The sequence below is a fragment of the Paraburkholderia sp. 2C genome (genome assembly GCF_054589215.1).
Genome location: NZ_BAAILL010000011.1, coordinates 134,931 through 154,401 on the forward strand (window position 1 = coordinate 134,931; position 19,471 = coordinate 154,401).

Annotated in this window: 19 protein-coding genes and 1 pseudogene; 12 read left to right on the forward strand and 8 right to left on the reverse strand. The window is 64.8% G+C overall.

All coding sequences use genetic code 11. The features are described from left to right. Positions 1-63: 63 nt before the first annotated feature. Entirely contained in the window at positions 64-870 is an 807-nt protein-coding gene (locus tag ACYPXD_RS02115; protein ID WP_459706900.1) for a DUF899 domain-containing protein, read from the reverse strand. A 141-nt stretch (positions 871-1,011) separates the two neighbouring features. Between ACYPXD_RS02115 and ACYPXD_RS02120 the strand changes: the two genes are divergently transcribed. The 3 genes from ACYPXD_RS02120 (at position 1,012) to ACYPXD_RS02130 (ending at position 4,728) form a co-directional block, all read left to right on the forward strand. Next, positions 1,012-2,229: a helix-turn-helix domain-containing protein gene (locus ACYPXD_RS02120; RefSeq protein WP_459706902.1), complete on the forward strand. Its 1,218-nt coding sequence runs from the start codon at positions 1,012-1,014 to the stop codon at positions 2,227-2,229. 394 nt (positions 2,230-2,623) lie between these two features. Further along, complete coding sequence (locus ACYPXD_RS02125) at positions 2,624-3,886, forward strand: MFS transporter (RefSeq protein WP_459706904.1); 1,263 nt, start codon at positions 2,624-2,626, stop codon at positions 3,884-3,886. Between the two features lie 206 nt (positions 3,887-4,092). Further along, a complete protein-coding gene (locus tag ACYPXD_RS02130; protein WP_459706906.1) occupies positions 4,093-4,728 on the forward strand; it encodes an NHL repeat-containing protein in 636 nt (211 codons plus the stop codon). A gap of 31 nt (positions 4,729-4,759) precedes the next feature. Here the strand turns inward: ACYPXD_RS02130 and ACYPXD_RS02135 are convergent, their stop codons facing one another. Then, positions 4,760-5,665 carry a TauD/TfdA dioxygenase family protein gene (locus tag ACYPXD_RS02135; protein ID WP_459706908.1) on the reverse strand — a complete coding sequence of 302 codons (906 nt, stop codon included), beginning with the start codon at positions 5,663-5,665 and terminating at the stop codon, positions 4,760-4,762. Positions 5,666-5,893: 228 nt separating this feature from the next. On the opposite strand from ACYPXD_RS02135, the gene ACYPXD_RS02140 reads away from it, so the two are divergent. From ACYPXD_RS02140 to ACYPXD_RS02150, 3 genes are all read left to right on the forward strand, one after another. Further along, entirely contained in the window at positions 5,894-6,628 is a 735-nt protein-coding gene (locus ACYPXD_RS02140; protein WP_459706910.1) for a DUF1223 domain-containing protein, read from the forward strand. 263 nt (positions 6,629-6,891) lie between these two features. Continuing rightward, the gene (locus tag ACYPXD_RS02145) at positions 6,892-7,845 is read left to right on the forward strand and encodes a histone deacetylase family protein (protein ID WP_459706912.1); all 954 of its coding nucleotides are present in this window, start codon (positions 6,892-6,894) and stop codon (positions 7,843-7,845) included. 80 nt (positions 7,846-7,925) lie between these two features. Further along, on the forward strand, positions 7,926-8,678 hold the full coding sequence (locus tag ACYPXD_RS02150; RefSeq protein ID WP_459706914.1) for an SDR family NAD(P)-dependent oxidoreductase: 753 nt from the start codon (positions 7,926-7,928) through the stop codon (positions 8,676-8,678). A 1-nt stretch (position 8,679) separates the two neighbouring features. Here ACYPXD_RS02150 and ACYPXD_RS02155 read toward each other — a convergent pair whose 3' ends face one another. Continuing rightward, entirely contained in the window at positions 8,680-9,576 is an 897-nt protein-coding gene (locus ACYPXD_RS02155) for a LysR family transcriptional regulator (RefSeq protein WP_459706917.1), read from the reverse strand. Positions 9,577-9,680: 104 nt separating this feature from the next. On the opposite strand from ACYPXD_RS02155, the gene ACYPXD_RS02160 reads away from it, so the two are divergent. Next, positions 9,681-10,511 carry an NAD(P)H-dependent oxidoreductase gene (locus tag ACYPXD_RS02160; protein WP_459706919.1) on the forward strand — a complete coding sequence of 277 codons (831 nt, stop codon included), beginning with the start codon at positions 9,681-9,683 and terminating at the stop codon, positions 10,509-10,511. A 9-nt stretch (positions 10,512-10,520) separates the two neighbouring features. On the opposite strand, the gene ACYPXD_RS02165 is transcribed toward ACYPXD_RS02160, so the two are convergent. Beyond that, positions 10,521-11,423, reverse strand: a complete 903-nt coding sequence (locus ACYPXD_RS02165) for a LysR substrate-binding domain-containing protein (RefSeq protein ID WP_459706921.1) — start codon at positions 11,421-11,423, stop codon at positions 10,521-10,523. A 228-nt stretch (positions 11,424-11,651) separates the two neighbouring features. On the opposite strand from ACYPXD_RS02165, the gene ACYPXD_RS02170 reads away from it, so the two are divergent. Further along, positions 11,652-12,041 (forward strand): tautomerase family protein, encoded by a 390-nt coding sequence (locus ACYPXD_RS02170; protein ID WP_459706924.1) that lies wholly within the window; start codon positions 11,652-11,654, stop codon positions 12,039-12,041. Between the two features lie 27 nt (positions 12,042-12,068). Beyond that, positions 12,069-12,656, forward strand: coding sequence for a DUF4865 family protein (locus ACYPXD_RS02175; RefSeq protein ID WP_459706926.1), 588 nt, complete (start codon positions 12,069-12,071; stop codon positions 12,654-12,656). Here ACYPXD_RS02175 and ACYPXD_RS02180 read toward each other — a convergent pair. Further along, entirely contained in the window at positions 12,653-12,937 is a 285-nt protein-coding gene (locus tag ACYPXD_RS02180) for a helix-turn-helix domain-containing protein (protein WP_459706928.1), read from the reverse strand. The two genes, ACYPXD_RS02175 and ACYPXD_RS02180, sit on opposite strands and share 4 nt — an antisense overlap. A gap of 198 nt (positions 12,938-13,135) precedes the next feature. Between ACYPXD_RS02180 and ACYPXD_RS02185 the strand changes: the two genes are divergently transcribed. Both ACYPXD_RS02185 and ACYPXD_RS02190 read left to right on the forward strand, forming a co-directional pair. Further along, on the forward strand, positions 13,136-14,392 hold the full coding sequence (locus ACYPXD_RS02185) for an oxalate decarboxylase family bicupin (protein WP_459706930.1): 1,257 nt from the start codon (positions 13,136-13,138) through the stop codon (positions 14,390-14,392). Between the two features lie 21 nt (positions 14,393-14,413). Beyond that, positions 14,414-15,721 (forward strand): Nramp family divalent metal transporter, encoded by a 1,308-nt coding sequence (locus ACYPXD_RS02190; protein WP_459706932.1) that lies wholly within the window; start codon positions 14,414-14,416, stop codon positions 15,719-15,721. Between the two features lie 31 nt (positions 15,722-15,752). Here ACYPXD_RS02190 and ACYPXD_RS02195 read toward each other — a convergent pair whose 3' ends face one another. After that, on the reverse strand, positions 15,753-16,709 hold the full coding sequence (locus tag ACYPXD_RS02195; protein WP_459706934.1) for a nitrilase-related carbon-nitrogen hydrolase: 957 nt from the start codon (positions 16,707-16,709) through the stop codon (positions 15,753-15,755). An 89-nt stretch (positions 16,710-16,798) separates the two neighbouring features. Here ACYPXD_RS02195 and ACYPXD_RS02200 point away from each other — a divergent pair, with 89 nt between their 5' ends. Next, positions 16,799-17,752 (forward strand): LysR substrate-binding domain-containing protein, encoded by a 954-nt coding sequence (locus ACYPXD_RS02200; RefSeq protein ID WP_459706936.1) that lies wholly within the window; start codon positions 16,799-16,801, stop codon positions 17,750-17,752. Here the strand turns inward: ACYPXD_RS02200 and ACYPXD_RS02205 are convergent. Together ACYPXD_RS02205 and ACYPXD_RS02210 are read right to left on the reverse strand one after the other, a co-directional pair. Then, positions 17,688-18,800 carry a malate/lactate/ureidoglycolate dehydrogenase gene (locus tag ACYPXD_RS02205; protein ID WP_459706938.1) on the reverse strand — a complete coding sequence of 371 codons (1,113 nt, stop codon included), beginning with the start codon at positions 18,798-18,800 and terminating at the stop codon, positions 17,688-17,690. The two genes, ACYPXD_RS02200 and ACYPXD_RS02205, sit on opposite strands and share 65 nt — an antisense overlap. Before the next feature lie 136 nt (positions 18,801-18,936). Continuing rightward, positions 18,937-19,258: pseudogene (locus tag ACYPXD_RS02210) on the reverse strand (hypothetical protein); the annotation flags it as partial. Positions 19,259-19,471 lie beyond the last annotated feature (213 nt).

The window sequence follows — 19,471 nt, forward strand, 5'->3', positions numbered from 1 at the left end:
GGTGGAGGTGACGGTCGATAACCCAAGCCGCCGCGTATCGGTTGTGCGGACAACGTTCACGATTCACTCCGCCGCTTTCCCTTGGGCCCCGTGTTTGTCGCGCGTGTCACGCTTGTCGTATTCGTCGTGCCGGCGCCACCAGACGCCCGTTTCGTTGCGCCCCTTCGGCGCGCGGTCGAGCCACGGGTACATGCCCCACACGCCGTCGACGCCGCGCGCATAGGTCGAGTAAGCGTGATAGACCACGCCGTCCTCGAGCACGAAGGTGCTGACACCGGGCCGGTCAAGCGAGTAAGTGGCCGCATCGGTGCCGCAGCGCGCGGCAAATTCGGCGACGGGCGCGGGCGGCGGCGTGATATCCATCGCATGGCCGCCGCGTTCGTAGTTGTAGTCGACGCTCCCTGAGCGCTGCTGCTGTTCGGTGAACGATACGTTGAAGTCGAAGTTGAAGTCGCTATCGAGTGAAGAAGCCCACGGGAACGTCCAGCCCATGCGCTGCCTGTAGGTTTGCAGCTTCGCGAGCGGCGCGCGCGACACCGCGGTCAGCATCACGTCGTGATGCGCGAGATGAACCGCGACGCCGTTAAAGCCGTCGGCCACCGCCGAGCACGACGGACAACCGGCCTTGTAGTCCGGCCCGAACATGAAGTGGTAGACAATCAGCTGCGAGCGCCCTTTAAACAGTTCGGGCAAGGTCACCGTTCCTTCATCGGTATCGAAGCGATAGGTCTTGTCGATGCGCACCCACGGCAGCGCCTGGCGGCGCTGTGCAAGTTCGTCGCCGCGCCGCGTGTATGCCTTTTCCGCTTCGAGCAGTTCGAGGCGGGCCGCGAGCCATTGGTCGCGCGTGGCGGTTGAATGTGTCGTCATGTTGCGTTCCTCCTTTAGGTATCCTTCGTCAGATATTCGGCTCACGAAACAGCGGAACCAGCGCGGCGCCGATGTCGTGATGCCAGACTAATGCGCGTGGCCGCCATGGAGGGAGTGACAAGTGTGTCGGGATTCGCATAGATGGATTCGCTGATCACATCGGCGGCGCGCGCCCTCGCCGCGGGCGACCCGCTCGGCGCGCTCAATCGCATTGCATTGCGCGACGACGCGCCGGCGCTTGCGCTGCGCGGCATCGCGATGGCGCAACTGGGCGAGTTCGCACGCGCGCGCGTGCTGGTGCGCAGTGCGGCACGCGCGTTCGGCGCGAGGGAAGCCGTCGCGCGCGCACGCTGCGTGGTGGCCGAGGCGGAAATCGCGCTCGCATCGCGCGATCTGCACTGGCCGACCAAAGCGCTCGATGCGGCCTGCGCGACGCTCGACGCGCACGGCGACCGCGCGAATGCCGCGCATGCGCGCTATCTGGCGGTGCGGCGGCTGCTGCTGATCGGGCGTCTCCACGACGCGGAGCGCGCGCTTGGCGCGCTCGATCCGGCCACGATGCCGCCGGCGCTCAGTGCGGCACACGAACTGGTGGCAGCGGGGATTGCAATGCGGCGGTTGCAGAGCAAGCCGGCCCGTGCGGCGCTCGCGCGCGCCCGGCACGCTGCGCTTGCGGCGGGCATTCCTGCGCTGAGCGCGGAAGTCGAAAGCGCGACGCGCGTGCTCGAGGCGCCGGCGGCGCGGCACATCGTGCGCGGCGAAACGCGGCTGCTGTCACTCGATGAAGTGGAAGCGGTGCTGGCGTCGGCGGCGCTTGTCGTCGATGCGTGTCGCTATGTTGTGCGCGATCCGCATACGGTGGTGTCGCTTGCGCGGCGGCCGGTGCTGTTCACGCTCGCCCGCGCGCTGGCCGAAGCGTGGCCTGCCGATGTGCCGCGCGACGTCCTGATCGCGCGCGCCTTCCGCACCAGGCATGCGGACGACACGCATCGCGCACGGCTGCGTGTCGAACTGGGGCGCTTGCGCTCGATGCTGCGCGCGCTCGCCGGCATCAACGCGACGAAGCGTGGCTTCGTGCTGGCGCCGCGCGGCTCGCGCGAGGTGGTTGTGCTTGCGCAGCCCGTCGAAGGCGAGCATGCGGCGATACTCGCGTTTCTGTCCGATGGGGAATCGTGGTCGAGTTCGGCGCTCGCGCTCGCGTCAGGCGCGAGCCAGCGGACCGTGCAGCGCGCGCTCGATCAGCTCGCGCAGGCGGGCAAGGTGCAGTCGTTCGGGCAGGGACGCGCGCGGCGCTGGATGACGCCGGGTGTGCCGGGGTTTTCGGCGATGTTGTTGTTGCCGGCGTTGCCCGAGGGTTAGTGCCGCCGGGAGCGGACGCTTCAGCGGCACGGTCTTTCTGAACTCGAAGTGCTTTTCGCCGCGAAGAATTTTTTCGGCGAACTCGGGCTTCCCTCCCGTATTTTCTAATTTCCAATCGTCGTATGCGTTCTCGGGGAAAGCACTTTGGAACGGATGGAAGCTTGCCTCGGTCAAGGATGGGATCAGCAAGCGGCGCACTTCATCTCCAATCGAGATGAAAAAAATCACATCAATTCATTTTTTAGGATGAGTGTTTACGCCTATCCTACGGTGGTCGTCAGCGCGCCGAGCCAGTGCAAGCGCGTGACAAGCATTCATTGATGTGATTAATCGTCGGGTATCGCCCGCCGATGTTGCGAACCGACTGGCAGGCGCACACCAACCTGAGGGTTCCATGGCTCTTTCCGCCCACACCATGAAGCAGGGATCCGTGCCGCGGCTCGAACCTGCCAGCTACGTCGTACGCAACCAGTCGTACTGGAAGCGCAATCTGGCCGTGTGCGTGTTCGGCTCGTTCACCACGCTGGTGAGCCTCTCGATGCTGCTGCCGTTTCTGCCGCTCTACGTCGCGCAACTCGGCGCGAAGTCGCCGGCCGCGGTCGTCCAGTGGTCAGGGGTCGCGTTCGGCGCGACGTTTTTCGGCACCGCGCTCACCGCGCCGGTCTGGGGGCGCCTCGCGGACCGCTTCGGCCGCAAACCGATGCTCGTGCGCGCGGCCATCGGCATGGCCGTCGTGATGTCGCTGATCGGCGTCGCGCATAGCGTCGCCGAACTCGTCGCGCTGCGTCTGATCGCCGGCCTGGTGGGCGGCTATGCGTCCGCATCGATCGTGATGATCGGCACCCAGGTGCCGCGCGAACGCGCCGGCTGGGCGCTCGGCGTGCTGTCGACGGGCGCCTTGTCGGGCAATCTGATCGGGCCGCTCGTCGGCGGCTTTCTGCCCGACCTCGTCGGCATTCGCGGCACGTTTTTCGTCGGCGGCGCGATGATCGCGGTGGCCGCCGCCGCGACAATCTTCCTCGTGCGCGAAGACTTCGATCGCCACACCGATACGAAACCCCAAAAGAACGCTGCCGGCGCACACAATCCGGCCACGCATCGCACGCTGATCGGTGTGCTGCTCGTCACCGCGATGATGGTGCTGTTCGCGAATATGTCGATCGAGCCGATCATCACCGTGTACGTCGGCCAGCTCGGCGTGCCGCACGAACATCTCGCGCGGATGGCGGGCATCATCATGGCGGCGTCCGCGTTCGGCAGCATGCTGACCGCGCCGCGTCTGGGCGCGCTCGCCGACCGCGTCGGCAGCTGGAACGTGATCATCGGCTGCCTCGCGGTAACCGGCCTCGTCATGCTGCCGCAGGCCTTCGTCACGCAATGGTGGCAGCTTGCACTGCTGCGCGGCCTGATGGGCATGACGATCGCGGGCCTGCTGCCGTCGATCGCGAAGATGGTGCGGCACCTCGTCGACGAAAACCATTCCGGCAAGACGCTCGGCTATCTGCAATCGGCGCAGTTCTCAGGCCAGGTGATCGGCCCGCTCGTCGGCGGGCAGATCGGCGCGCACGTGGGTCTGCATCAGGTGTTCTTTGTGACCGGCACGTTGCTCGTGCTGTGTGCGGGGTTGAATTACTGGGTGCACAAGCGGGACGCGTGAGACGCCGCGTGTAAGACGCGGGCCGCATGCGCCGCGGGGGCGGCGTGAGCCGCCGCTCGCATCCGTCGCACAAGGCGCATGAGTCGTATCGATCGCGCCGCATCGCAATTTACGACGGCGTTGTTACTCCCCTGTTCCGCTGCCGACCGGCTACGATGCCTGCATCGACCATCCGCGCCGGCCGCGCAAGACAGGAGGAGCCCGCCATGAAACCATCGCCCGCCGAAGTGGTTCACGAATACGGTCCCTTCCCCGGGGTCGACAAGGTGCACGGCGTCACCTACGACGGTAAGCGCGTCTGGATCGCGGCCGGCGAAACGCTCAAAGCATTCGATCCCGCCAACGGCGACACGCTGCAATCGATCGACGTCGCCGCCGACGCGGGCACCGCCTTCGACGGCCAGCATCTGTTCCAGATCGCCGACAGCCGCATCCAGAAGATCGACCCGCAAACGGGCCATGTGCTCGCGACGATCCCGGCGCCCGGCAACGGCGGCGATTCGGGGCTGACGTGGGCCGAAGGCACGTTGTGGGTCGGCGTGTATCGCGAACGCAAGATCCATCAGATCGATCCGCAGACCGGCGCCATTCTGCGCACGATCGAATCGAACCGCTTCGTGACAGGCGTCACGTGGGTCGACAACGAGCTCTGGCACGGCACGTGGGAAGGCGACGAGAGCGAATTGCGGCATGTCGATGCGCAGACCGGAGAGGTGCGCGAAAGACTCGAGATGCCGGAGGGCACCGGTGTGTCGGGGCTCGAATCGAACGGCGCCGATCTGTTTTATTGCGGAGGCGGTGCGAGCGGCAAGGTGCGGGCGGTGCGCAAGCCAAAGAAATAGCTTGCCGCCCGCAGTTCGCGCAGTCAATCAATCAGAACGGCACGTCGCCTTCGATGGTCGTCCGATACATCTTGCGACGCAGATGATCGGGCGTCCCCGCCGCCAGATGCATCAGCGAGCGGTTGTCCCAGAACACGATATCGTGCGCGCGCCACGCGTGGCGATACAGGTGCTCGGCACGCACGCTGTGCGCAAAGAGTTCGTCGAGCAGCGCGCGGCTTTCGTCGTCGGGCAGGCCGACGATACGCGTCGTAAAGTGCTCGCTGACGAAAATTGCCTTGCGGCCCGTTTCCGGGTGCGTGCGAACGACCGGATGCACGACGGGCTTCACTTCGGCGATCTGTTCCGGCGTCAGGTTCGGGCGCCACGGGCTGCGCGCCTGCAACTCCGCATAGCGCGCGAGATACGTGTGCTCGGCGCGCAGTCCGGCGACCGCCTGGCGCAGATGTTCGGGCAGCGTGTCATACGCCGTGTGCATGTTCGCGAAGAGCGTATCGCCGCCTTCGGCCGGCAACTCCTGCGCGTGCAGCAGCGAGCCCAGGCTCGGCTTTTCCTTGTACGACAGATCCGAATGCCAGAAGTGGCCCGCATCGCCGAGCCCGATCGGTTTGCCGTTTTCGACGATATTCGACACGATCAGCACTTCCGGATGGCCGGGCAAGGCGAACTGGCGCAGCACGTGGCTCTGCAGCGGACCGAAGCGACGGCTGAACGCGACATGCTCGTCGGGCGTGATGCGCTGGTCGCGGAACACCAGCACGTGGTGGTCGAGGTGCGCGCGATGGATGCGCGCGAAGTCGTGATCGGAGAGCGGTTGCGACAGATCGAGGTTGATCACTTCGGCGCCGAGCGGCGCGTCGAACGCAACGATATCGAAGTCCTGCTGAAGCCGGGCGGATGGATTCGCAGACTCCGCGGCAAAAGCGGGAGTGGACACGAAAGAGGCTCCGTCGAGAGAAAACCGTGAATCTACGGCGCTGTGTTGCTGTGCGTCAACGAAGTTAAAGGGATACGTTTATATGTGGATGTCATAAGGGCGTGCGGCGTGGGGGCAAGGCGACGACGACCGAACCGCCGCTTTCGAACAGATTTTGTCGCACCGCCCTGTCATTCCCGCGCGCCTGCGACGACCAACACATGACCCATCCTCACACGGAGTTCGATCATGTTCCGTCGTCTGTTCAGCTGCATGGCTGCTTTTGCCACAGTGCTTGGCGCACTGCCCGCCGCGGCATCCGCCGCCACGCCATCACCCGCATCCACACCCCAACGCCCCGTCGTCGTCGAACTCTTCACCTCCGAAGGCTGCTCATCCTGCCCACCGGCCGAAGCGTTCCTCTCCGACCTCAGCCATCAACGCAACGATCTGCTGCCGCTCGCATTTCATGTGACTTACTGGGACGGCCTCGGCTGGAAAGATCCGTATTCGCTCGACCTCGCAACGCAGCGGCAGGAAGCCTATACCCGGCAGTTCGGCGACTCGTCGTCCTATACGCCGGAGATGGTCGTCGACGGCGCGGTCGGCTTTGTCGGCTCGAACCGCTCGGCCGCGGAGGTGGCGTTTCGCGAGGCAAAAGACGCAGGCGCAACGGCCGCGACAGTAACCGGTGTTCGCCACGGTAACGCGATCACGGTGACGGTCGGCGACGGCGCGGGTCGTGCGCGCGTCGTGCTGGTCGGCTACGACCCGCAGCACGTGACCGCCATCGGCCGCGGCGAGAACGGCGGACGCACGCTGACCGAGTCGAACGTCGTGCGCTCGCTCGAGCCGGTCGGGCAATGGTCGGGCAAGTCCGCGGTGTTCAATCCGCCGGCGCCCGCAGGAGAGAAGGCGGCGGTGCTGCTCGAGGCGCCGGATGGGCGGATCGTCGGTGCGGCGCGCGTGTCCGACGCGCAGTAAGCGCAACGCCGCACGTCGGCACCATAAACAACTCCCTATACCCTGCCAAAGTTTGTTTAATTATTCCTGAGGCGGCGGCCCACCCTACACTCAAGAGTTCACGCCCGGCGGGATAGCACACAAACACGTGCAAAAAGCTCCCGCCGGGCAGCAGGCACCGCCTTCGCTGCAAGTGCAAGTGCAGCCGGATCCGAATCCGCCAACCCATCAAACCCTCTTCCGCGCAAAGGAGATGATGCCGGCCAGCCCGGACATCAGCCCTCATGTCCCCCACTCTTATCTACACGCACGACGACTGTCTGAACCATCAACCGGGCCCCGGCCACCCCGAATCGCCCGAGCGCCTCAAAACCGTGCTGCGCACGCTGCGTGCGCCTGAATTCGAAGCGCTCGAATGGCGCGACGCGCCGCTTGGCACGCTCGAACAGGTCGAGCTCGTGCACAGCCGCGACTTTATCGACGAAGTGGCCGAGATCGCGCCGAAACAGGGCTATGTGCCGCTCGACGCCGGCGACACCGTGATGTCGCCGGGTTCGTGGGATGCGGTAATGCGCTGCGTCGGCGCCGCCTGCGCGGGCGTCGACGCCGTGCTCAACGGCGACGCGCGCAACGTGTTCTGCGCGACGCGCCCCTGCGGGCACCACGCGGAACCATCGCGCGCGATGGGCTTCTGCATCTTCAATCAGGCGGCAATCGCGGCAGCCTATGCGTATGAAGTGCACAAGCTCGAGCGTGTCGCCGTCGTCGACTTCGACGTGCATCACGGCAACGGCACGCAGGCCGCGTTCTTCCATCGCCCCGAGCTGTTTTATGCGTCGAGCCATCAGTCGCCGCTTTATCCGGGCACCGGCGCGGCCTCCGAAACCGGCGTCGCGCATAACATCGTCAACGTGCCGCTGCCGCCGGGCTGCGACTCGGCGAATTTCCGCGCGCGGATCGCCGCCGCGATGCTGCCGGCCGTGCGTGACTTCAATCCCGAGCTCGTCATCATCTCCGCGGGCTTCGATGCGCACCGGCTCGATCCGCTCGCCGGCCTCGGCCTCGAAGACGACGATTTCCATTGGGTCACACGCGAGCTCGTCAAAATCGCCGACGAAACCTGCGAGGGTCGTGTCGTATCGGTCCTCGAAGGCGGTTACAGCATGCAGGGCCTCGCGAACGGCACGCGCGCGCATGTGCTCGCGTTGATGGGCCAGCAGGCCTACGCGCCTGCGTAGCATTAAAGACGTGCCTCGGCATGGTTCGGCGAATGCGGCGATACTCACGCATTCGTCAACCACCATCATGGGGCACCTTAATGGGATTCGATTTCAACGGTCAGCGCGTGGTCGTCGCGGGCGGCTCGCGCGGCATCGGCCGCGGTATCGCGCTCGCGTTCGCGCGAGCCGGCGCCGCGGTATCCGTTTGCGCGCGCAATCCCGACAGTCTGAAAGCCATCGATGCCGAATTGCGCGCGCATGGCCATGCGGTTCATACCGCCACCTGCGATCTCGCGGTCGCCGAACAGATCAACCGTTATATCGCCGCCGCGGGCGAGGCGCTCGGCGGCATCGATATTCTGATCAACAACGCATCGGGCTTCGGCGGCGGCGATAGCGAGGCCGGCTGGGAGGCGGGCTTTAACGTCGACCTCATGGCCACGGTACGCGCGGGCCACGCCGCATTGCCCTTTCTGCGGCAATCGGCGAGCGGCGCAATCGTCAATGTGACGTCGATTGCGGCGCTTCATCCGAGCACGCGGACTACGTCGTATGCGGCGATCAAGGCGGCCGTCGCGCACTACACGGCTTCTCACGCGTTGGCGCTCGCGCCCGATCGCATTCGCGTGAATGCGGTCGCGCCGGGTTCGGTCGAATTTCCGGGCGGCTCGTGGGAACAACGCAAGACCACCGATCCGAAACTCTACGAAGGCATCTTGCGTCACATTCCTTACGGGCGCTTCGGCACGCCCGACGATATCGCCAACGCCGTGCTGTTTCTCGCGAGCCCGTACGCGGGCTGGGTCACCGGTCAATCGCTGGTGGTCGACGGCGGACAACTGCTGACGTAATTCAGACCGACGCCGCAATCTGTTCGCGCAACCATTGATGCGCCGGGTCGCGATGCGAGCGCTCATGCCAGAGCATCGTCATTTCGAAGCCCGGCACATCGATCGGCGGCGCGTACGACTGCAGCCGACCGGTATCGCGCACGAGTCGCGACGGCAACATTGCAACGAGATCGCTGTCGGCCAGCACCGACTCCACCACCAGAAAATGCGGCACCGATAGCACGACGCGGCGCTCGAGCCCAACCGCGGCGAGCGCATCGTCCGTCACGCCGTGAAAGGCGCCGCCGCCCGGCGAGACGATCACGTGCTCGAGCTTGCAGAACTGCGCAAGCGTGGGCCGCCGTTTAAGCTTCGGATGGCCTGCGCGCCCGACCAGCACGTATTGCTCCTTGAATAGCGGCCGCGCGCGCAATTCGGACGGTGCGTCGTCGGTCGTGTGAAACGCAAGATCGAGGTCGCCCTGTTCCGCCTGCTTCGCGGTGCGGCCCGGAATCAACGGCAGCACCGCGAGCCGCGTGCGCGGCGCCGCGGCGCGCAGCGCATCGAGCGCGGGCAGCACGATCGTCGTTTCCCCATAGTCGGCCGCGCCGACGCGCCAGGTCCGGTCGGCTTCGGCCGGATCGAACGGATGCTCGGGCGCGATTGCACGCTCGAGCGATTCGAGCGCCTGCCGTAGTGGCTCGCGCAGCGAAAGCGCGCGCGCGGTGGGCCGCATGCCGCGCGGGCCCGGCAACAGCAGCGGATCGCCGAACATTTCCCGCAGCTTCGCCAGATGGATGCTGACCGACGGCTGCGAGAAATTGAGCCGCTGCGCCGCACGCGTGACGTTGTGTTCGGCGAGCAGCACGTCGAGCGTGACGAGCAGGTTGAGGTCGAGACGTCGCAATGTATTGTCCACGTATTACCCCTCGCAATACCTCGAATTTGTACAATTCATTTCAAGAATACCTGACGAAGGCCTACGCTGCGTGCATTGATCATTCACTTTCCGAGGTCTTCGTCATGAACGTTCTGATCGTCTATGCCCATCCCGAACCGCGTTCGCTGAACGGGTCGCTGCGCAACTTCGCGGTGCAGCGTCTCGAACAGGCCGGCCACACGGTACAGGTGTCGGACCTGTATGCGATGAACTGGAAAACCACGCTCGACGTGCACGACTTTCCGTCGCGTGACGCCGATGCGCGCTTCAATCCGGCGGCCGAATCGGGGCACGCCTTTGCCAACGGTCTGCAGCGCGAAGACGTGGCGCGCGAACAGGACAAGCTGCGTTGGGCCGACGCCGTGCTGCTGCAGTTTCCGCTGTGGTGGTTCTCGATGCCCGCGATTCTGAAAGGCTGGTTCGAACGCGTCTATGCGTATGGCTTTGCTTATGGCGTCGGCGAGCATTCGGATCGCCATTGGGGCGATCGCTATGGCGAAGGCATGTTCGCGGGCAAGCGTGCGATGCTGATCGTCACGGCCGGCGGATGGGAATCGCATTACGCGCAGCGCGGCATTGACGGCCCGATCGAAGACATCCTCTTTCCGATCCAGCACGGCATGCTCTATTACCCGGGCTTCGAGGTGCTGCCGCCGTTTGTCGCCTACCGCATGAACGGAATCGACGAAGCGCGCTACGCAACGGTGCGCGATGCACTCGGCGAGCGTCTCGATACGCTCTTCACGAGCGAGCCGATTCCGTATCGTCCGCAAAACCGCGGCGCGTACGATATTCCGGCGCTCACGCTAAAGGCCGATATCGCGCCGGGGAAAACCGGCTTCGCGGCGCATCTGCAAGAGCAGACTGCGGCGGATCGCGCCGCTGCGGGCCGCGTCGCGGAAGAAGTCGAATAAGCCCGGCGCTCAACCCGCGTTGATCTCTTCGAGCACCGTGTCCAGCACGATCTCGGTCAAGCGGCGCACGACGGGGCTCGCCTCCTGATCCTTGCGGTGCAGCGACAGCGGAATCGGCGGCAACACGGGCAAGCCGGTTGCAAGCGGATCGAGCACGGCAAGCGTGCGCGGCATCGCGATCGTCGTGCGCACCGTAATGCCGAGCCCCGCTTCGGCAGCGGCCCAGAGACCGGACAGGCTCGGGCTCGTAAAGACAAGCCGCCATGGAATGCTTGCCTCGTCGAGCGCGGCAATGCCGGCCGCGCGGAACGAGCACGGCGGCTCGAAGGCGACGAGCGGCAGCGGGTCGGCGCCAGGACTGCCGCCAAGGCTGCGGATATTGCCCGAGTCCGGCAGCCCCACCCACGCGATCGCCAGGTTCGCGACCCACTCGGCGTACGGGGTGCCGCTGCTGTTGCCCCATGCAAGCGCGACGTCGAGATCGCCTCTGAGCGTCTTGTCGATCAGCCGCGAGCTCGCATCGACCTGCACTTCGACGCGCACTTTCGGATGCGCCCGTGCGAAGCGCCCGAGCACGGACGGCAGAAACGTATCGGCAAAATCCTGTGGCAAGCCGAGCCGCACCCAACCTTCAAGGTCCGCGCCGCGTATTCTTTCCACCGCTTCGTCGTTGAGTTCGAGCAATCGCTTCGCATAGCTGAGCAGCGATTCGCCTGCTGTCGTCAGCGCAAGGCCTCGGCCCGACTTTTGCACGAGCGGTGTGCCGATCTGATCTTCGAGCTTGCGCAATTGCGTGCTGACCGCCGATTGCGAACGCCCGAGCCGGTCCGCCGCCCGCGCAAAGCTACCGAGTTCGAAGCCCAGCACGAAGGTGCGCAGCACATCCATGTCGAGGTTGGTTCGAGCCGCCATAGTTCGATATTTCCGATGGGACAGTTTGAAAGTTTGCGATTTTCGCGAACCGTGTTCTTCCGTATTCTCGATGCCAGGCAAGGCCCGCGTGGCCGCCACGAGCAGTCGCAGCGGCACCGCGGGCGGCACTTGACCGCCATCGAGCATCCATTGCATTGTATGCGCAGCAGATGATTCATTCGGCGTTTGTGTGCGCAAACCTATTGCTGTTCGCGAACGGAGACTGCCATGCCACTGGTCCGTATCTCGTTGCTGAAAGGCCGATCGCCGGCGCAGTTGCGCACGATTGCCGACACCATCCACCAGGCCCTGGTCGACACTTATAACGTGCCGCCCGACGACCGCTTTCAGATCATCGAGCAGCGCGAGCCCGCGGAAATCATTTACGACGCGCACTATCTGGGCATCGAACGGTCCGACGACCTCGTGTTTATTCATATTGTTGCGGGCCGATGGCGCGATACCGCGACGAAGCAGGCGCTTTATCGCGCACTTGCCGCGCGGCTCTCAGCGAACGCCGGCCTCCGGCCTGAAGACGTGCAGGTGGTGCTGTCGCCGAACGACCGGGACGATTGGTCCTTTGGAAACGGCCTTGCGTCATACGTGAAGGACGAATGAGCCGTTGCCGCGTGACAAGGAGGCGCTATGTTCATCATGCAGTACTCGATTGCCCTGCCTGCCGATTACGACATGCAGGTCATCCGCGAGCGCGTCGCGAGCAAGGGTCCGGCGTTCGATACCCTCGACGGGCTCGGCCTCAAATGCTTTCTGATCCGCGAGCGCGGCCGGTTCGGTGCGCAAGGCAATCAGTACGCGCCCGCGTATCTGTGGCCGCGTATCGACGCGATGTGGGGGTTTCTGGCCGGCGCCGGATTCGCCGGCATCAAGGCGTCGTTCGGCACGCCACCGGTCGAAACATGGCCGGGTCTCGCGTATGCGCGCTCGGCGCAGCTCACCGACCCGCGCGCGATCGTCGCACTCACGCGCGAAGACGAGGTGCTGCCCACCGATGCCGATCTCATCGCATGGCGCGCACGGGAAACGGACGCGGCGCTCGATGCCGTCGACCGCACACCGGGCCTGCTTGCACGCGCGGTCGGGCTCGACCCGTCAGGCTGGCGGCTGGTCCGCTTCGACTACTGGGCGCGGCCGCAGCATGAACTGCCTGCGCATGCGCACAGTTACGAGGTGCTGCACGTTTCCGCGCCCGCGTTTGCTGAACTGCACGCCTAAGCGTTCGCGTATTCGCGCGGCGGCACGCTGTATTTCTGCTTGAAGAGACGGCTAAAGTGCGCGGCGCTCGCAAATCCGCATCGCCCCGCCACTTCCTTGATCGCCAGATCCGGCGTTTCCGCAAGCATCCGGGCCGCGTGTTCGAGCCGCAGCGCATAGGCATGGCGCATCGGCGACAAGCCACGCTGCCTGAATACGCGCGTGAGCGTGCTGATCGACAGATTGAGCGGGCCCGCAAGGCTTGCGACGCTCAAGGCCGGATCGGCGAGACGCCGTGTCATCAATGGCGTGGCACGCGCGACGCCTGTGTATCGGACCGTTAACCGATCGTATAGGCCATCGATATGTTTACGTCCCCGCAGCTTACCTTCGTCCGATAGCCGAGCCGCCGTTCCGTTTCTAACATCGACCTCAATGCGCATGAAGCCGAGTGCCTCGCGCAATCGCGCAGCCATCCGAACCACGTATTGAGGTTGAACATGACAAATATGTCGAGACGCAAGGCGATGATCAGCGCGGCAACCGCCGCCATCGCCGCGGGCGTTGCCGTTACCGCCAAGGCCGCATCGTTTGGCAATCCGGATCTTCCGGGAGAAGGCGCGCTCAACGCGCACAATCCGCAAGATCTGACAGACCCGGGTCCGCAAAACCCCGCGCTGGCCAACCAGTTCCCGTCGATCCAGAATCCGCCGGCCACCGACGTCAACGGCATGCCGCTCTACTGGTCGTCGTTCAACACCGCGCATAAGCGCATCCAGAACGGCGGCTGGGCTCGCGAAGTGACGCAGTCCGACTTCGCGATTTCGACGGAAATCTCCGGCGTCAATATGCGCCTGTCCGCGGGCGGCATCCGTGAGATGCATTGGCACCAGCAAGCCGAGTGGGCCATCATGCTCGACGGCAATTGCCGGATCACGACGCTCGACGAGCAGGGCCGCCCCACCGTGCAGGACGTGAAGGCGGGCGATCTCTGGTACTTTCCGCCGGGCTTGCCGCATTCGTTGCAAGGCATCGGCAGCACGGGCGCCGAATTTCTGATCGCCTTCGATAACGGCACGGCATCGGAATTCAACACGCTGCTCGTCACCGACTGGGTCGCGCATACGCCGCCCGACGTGCTCGCCGCGAACTTCGGCGTGCCGGTCGAAGCGTTCAAAAACATTCCGCTGCACAACCTGTGGATTTTCCAGGGTACCGAGCCCGGCGCGCTTGCCGCCGACCAGCGCGCGGTCGCATCGAAGAAAGGGGCGCCCGCCATGCCCGTGACGTTCTCGCTGGCCGGTTCGAAACCCGTGCGCCAGACGCGCGGCGGCCACGTGCAGATCGCCGACAGCACGAACTTCGCCATTTCGAAGACGATTGCGGCGGCGCTCGTCACCGTGCATCCGGGCGGCATCCGCGAAATGCACTGGCATCCGAATGCCGATGAATGGCAGTACTACATCAAGGGCAAAGGCCGCGTAACCGTGTTCGACACGGGCCCCAAGGCGCTGACGGCCGACTTCGGCTCGGGCGATATCGGTTACGTGCGCAAAGGTCTGGGTCACTATGTGCAGAACACGGGGGACACGGACCTGATCTTCCTCGAAGTGTTCAGGAGCGACCGCTTCGCCGAGGTATCGCTGTCCGACTGGCTCACGCATACGCCACCCGAAATGGTCATGCAGACGCTGAACATCAGCGCCGAGACGCTCGCGCAATTCCCGCGCAATCGGCCCGATTTAATGCCCGAGTGACCACAAGCGGAGCATCCACCCATGCAGACCCTGTCCACCTCGCATGAAGGCATGGCGGCCGCTGCCGTCACGCTCACGCAGCGCACCGAATGCTCGGTGCGCGCGGTACTCGAAGGACGCGGCAAAGGTCCCGGCGCATTCCTGGCGTTCGCCGGCCCCGCGTTGATCGCGTCGGTCGGCTATATGGACCCCGGCAACTTCGCGACCAATATCGATGCCGGCTCGCGATACGGATATGGTCTGCTGTGGGTGGTACTGGTCTCGAGCGCGGTGGCGATGCTGTTTCAGGCGCTGTCCGCGCGGCTAGGCATCGTCACGGGACTCAATCTCGCGGAGTTGTGCCGCGAGCACTTCCCGCGTCCAGTCGCGCTCGCGATGTGGATCGTGTCCGAAATCGCCGCGATCGCAACGGACCTCGCCGAGTTTCTCGGCGGCGCGCTTGCGCTCGCGCTGCTGTTTCATCTGCCCATGCTCGTCGCGATGGGCATCATCGCGATTGCGACCTGGGCGATTCTATCGTTGGAAAGACACGGCTTCAGGCCGCTCGAAATCGCGATCGCCGCACTCGTCTCGGTGATCGGCGCCACCTATCTTGGCGAGCTTTTTATCGCGCCGCCCGACTGGCCCGCCGTGATCGCGCACACCTTCGTTCCGCATCTGCAGGACAGCGGCGCGCTGACGCTCGCGGTCGGCATCGTCGGCGCGACGATCATGCCGCATACGCTTTATCTGCATTCGGGGCTCACGCAAAAACGCGTCGTCGCGCAGAGTACGGACGAGCGCCGCACGCTGATCCGCTTTTCGAATCGCGAAGTGATGATCGCACTCGGCGCGGCTGCATTCGTCAATCTGGCGATGGTCATCATGGCGGCGACGGTGTTTCATCGGGCGGCGCCGGGCACGAGCGATATCGGCGCCGCTTACCGTACGCTCGTTCCTCTGCTCGGCGCGGGCGCGGCCGGCCTCTTTCTTGTCGCGCTGCTGGCAAGCGGCGTATCGAGTTCGGTGGTCGGCACGATGGCCGGGCAAGTGATCATGCAGGGCTTCGTGCGTTTTCGCATTCCGGTGACGACGCGGCGACTCGTCACCGTTGTGCCTTCGTTCGCGGTCGTCGCGCTCGGCTGCAACGTCACGCACGCAATGGTCGTCAGTCAGGTCGTGCTCAGCATGGCGCTGCCGTTGCCGATGGTTGCATTGCTGATCTTATCGGCCAGGCGGTCTGTTATGGGCGCGTTTGCGATCCGCAAAGCGACGATGGCGATAGCGGGCGCGGCGGCGCTCGTGATCGTCGCGCTGAATGTCGTGCTGGTTTATCAGGCGATCGTGTGACCGCAGCCGGTGCTCAGGTGGCCTCGGCCGTTCAGCATGCGCCGCCCGATCCCGACGGCGGCGGCCGCTTCACGCTTCTGCGCACCACCGCAAAGCTGATCGGTACCGCGCCACGCGCCGCGGTGCGTTCGGGTTCGGGCAACGGTTCGAAGTCGTCGTTGCGCGGGGCGGTTGCCGTCAAAGGACGGTACAGCGAAGGGCGCCGCGCCGCGCGCCAGAGTTGCACGACGCGCGCATTCGCAAGCGCAAGATCCACGTCGCCCGATGCAATGCCGCGGCAATCGATGGATTCCGCCAGCACGTCGCCATGCGGGTCAACGATCGCGGCGGCGCACTTGCCGCCGGCTGCATCGCCAAGCGCATCGTCGCAACCGGAAGCCAGCACGATAAACGTGCCGTTATCGAGCGCACGCCCCGGCAACGCGCGACGAAGCGATTCGACCGAGCCGGGACCCGTGCGCTCGCACCGATACGGCGCCAGCAATAGCGTCGCGCCCATCAACGCGGTGACGCGCACATTTTCGACAAGGTCGTTGTCGGCGCCGATCAGAATGCCGACACGCATGCCCCAATGCGTGTCGAACACCGTGAACCGGTTTCCGCTGCCAAGCCGATTTCCGTACGCGTGCAGCTTGCGATGGCAATGACGCGCGCCGTCCGGCATGCAGACGGCGTAGCTGTTGAACAAGCGCCCTTCCGCGCCGCGCTCGATCCAGCCGACGCCGGCCGCGACACCGGTTCGCCCGACCGCCTGCGCGACGGCGTCGATCGAAGGACCATCGAGCGGTTCGGCGAGCGCGAGCAGCGCTTCGCGCCCGGTTGCCGCACCACTAATGCACGTCTCGGGAAACACCGCGAGGGCAACATCCGCGCGGGCGGCCTCGTCAAGCAAAGCAACGATCCGCGACACGTTATCGCGCACTTCGCCGCCACGCGAAACAAACGAAATAGCAGCGACCCGCAGCGTCGAACTGGAAGGCGACGTCATGATGCACTCCGACAGATAACGCACCCATTGAACGCTCGCCGCATTAATAAGTAAAATGAATGTTTTTACGTATCCGATCGCTATTTTGAATGGAACTCCGCCTGCTCCGCGCATTTCTCACGGTCGCCCGCATGAAACACTTCGGCCGCGCGGCGGATTCGCTCGCGCTGAGCCAGCCTGCGCTAAGCAAGCAGATTGCCGCGCTCGAAGAAAGCATCGGCGCGAAACTGTTCGAGCGCGGCAGGCATGGCGCCGAACTCACCGTATTCGGTGAAACCTTTCTTGCGGACGCGGACATGCTGGTCCGCGACGCCGACGACGTACTCGTGCGCGCACGCGAAGCAAGCAGCGGCAAGCGAGGATTTCTGCGTGTCGGATTGGGACTGTCGACGCTCACGATCGCGCCGCGGCTGATCGCGGAGTTCCGGCAACAGCATCCGGATATCAGCGTGACCCTGCACGATTTGTCGTCGGCTGAACAGACGCGGCGGCTGCTTGGGGGTCAGCTCGAAGTCGGCTTTCTGCGCTTGCCGGCCGATCACGGGTTATCCGCGTTTCGGGTGGTCGACGAAACGCTCGCGCTTGCGGTGCCCGGGCACGTGCACTGGAAGCGCCTGCCGTCAAATCTGCAGGCGCTCAACGAACTCGGTTTGATTGCGCTGTCGCGGCGCCAGGGCCCAGGCCTCGCGGCGCAGATCGATCAGTGGTGCAACGAACATGATTTCGTGCCCAATATCGTTCAGCGGGCGGACGATATCCAGTCCATTCTCGCTGCCGTGGCAGCCGGTGTCGGCGCGGCATTTCTGCCGTCGCGCACGCAATATCTGCTGCGCGATGCGCGGATCATTCCGCTGCGCGATGCGTCCGCGCGCTGGCAGATCGGCCTTGCGTGGCAAAGCCATCGCGACAATGCGGTGGTCAGGCGCTTCGTCGAATTCGTGCGCGCCGACCTGGCGCGAGTTGCACGGGTTAAGGCCGTCAACGCGCCTCGTACTTCGCAATCGCGGCGTCCGTCATCCCTGCTGCGCGCGCCGCGTCGATAATCTGCGTCCAGCTCGTCAAATCGACCGGAATGCCGTTCGCGGTGCGCTCCCGGCGTACCGCCTCTTCGCGTTCGCCAGGCAGCAGCACTTCGCTCACGCCTTCCATGCGTCGCGTCGCTTTCAGCCAGTCGACAAACGCGTCCGCTTCCTGATCCTTGTTTGGCGCATCGAACGCGTCCGGATCGATAATGACCGACAACATGCAGTTGACGATCGCATTGCTCGTCACAATCGTTTCGGTTCGCGAAGTAAAGCCGCCGCTTAACGCGCCTGCAAAAATCTCGCACATCGCCGCAAGCCCCGACCCCTTGTGTCCCGCCACCGCGCCGCCGAATGCAAGCAGCGCGCCGTGCTGGCCTTCGCTGAACAGCGCACCGGGATCCCGCGTCGGCCGGCCGTCGACATCGATCAACGCGCCCGCGGGCGACTCGATGCCCTTGTTGAACGCGACACGCACCTTGCCGGCCGCGACCGCGCTCGTCGCGAAGTCGAGCACGAGCGGCGCGCGCCCTTCGCGCGGAAATGCCGCGCAAAACGGATTCGTGCCAAAGCGCCGGTCGATACCGCCGAACGGTGCAACCAGCGGATCGCCCGCGACATTGACGAAGTGAAACGACACGAGCCCCGCGCGCGCACATTGTTCGGCCCAATGTCCGATACGCCCGATGTGATGTGCATTGCGCAGGCCGACCGCGCAGATGCCGAGCTGCTTCGCACGTTCGATGCCGCGTTCCGTCGCTTCGAATGCGATGACCTGGCCGAATCCGCGGCCACCTTCCACGGTGAGTACGGCGCCCGCGTCGCGCACGAGCTGCGCGTGCGCATTGAGCTTCAGCGCGCCTTCGCGGCATGCGCGGATATAGCGCGGAATCATGCCGACGCCATGCGAATCGTGGCCGGACCGATTCGCTTCGACCAGATGGTCGGCCACCAGCGTGGCTTCGCGCGGCGTGCTGCCCGCAGACTGCCAGATCGACACGACGAACGCATGCAAGGCGTCGGCGTCGACGATTACTTCGGAATACGATGAAGCGTCATCTTTCGACATGGGTAGGCACGCAGAGGTGGACGGGTGGCGCGCAAAGCCTGCGCGATGACATGACGTATGCGTGAAAGTATGGCACTGCGTTACTGCACGATTGCGTGATTGCGTGATTGCGTGATTGCGTGATTGCGTGATTGCACTACATATGGCGCGCATAGGCCTCGTGCCCGACTGCATCGGCTTGCTGCATATCCAGCGGTTCGACACGGCCGACGATAAACAGATAGTTCACCGCACCGAGCACGCAGAATACGCCGGCCACGACGAGCGGAATCGTGAACGAGCCTTGGGTCAGCTGCAGCATGATGCCCGTGAATGTCGTCAGTGCAATGCCCGCGAGATTCGACGCGAAATTCTGGATGCCCGCAAGCGACGCGACGTGTTGCGGCGTTGGCGCGACGTCCGCGGAGCGACCAGATGCTGGCCGCCGCGGCCGCGAGGCTGCCGTAGGCGATGTAGTTGACCGCGATCGCCAGAAAGCAGAAGAAGATCACCAGCCAGCGGGCCTTTTCCTTCATCGCGTCGTCTCCTCCCGAACCCGGCCGTTTCGTGACCGCGTGGCACGCGAGCGAGTGCCGATCGCGCGACATGCATGCCGCATGCGCCATACAGGATGGGTTAGCGTTTGGCTCGAGGCCGGACCGACCGCGAGTTGCGCCAAACGAAATTAAACG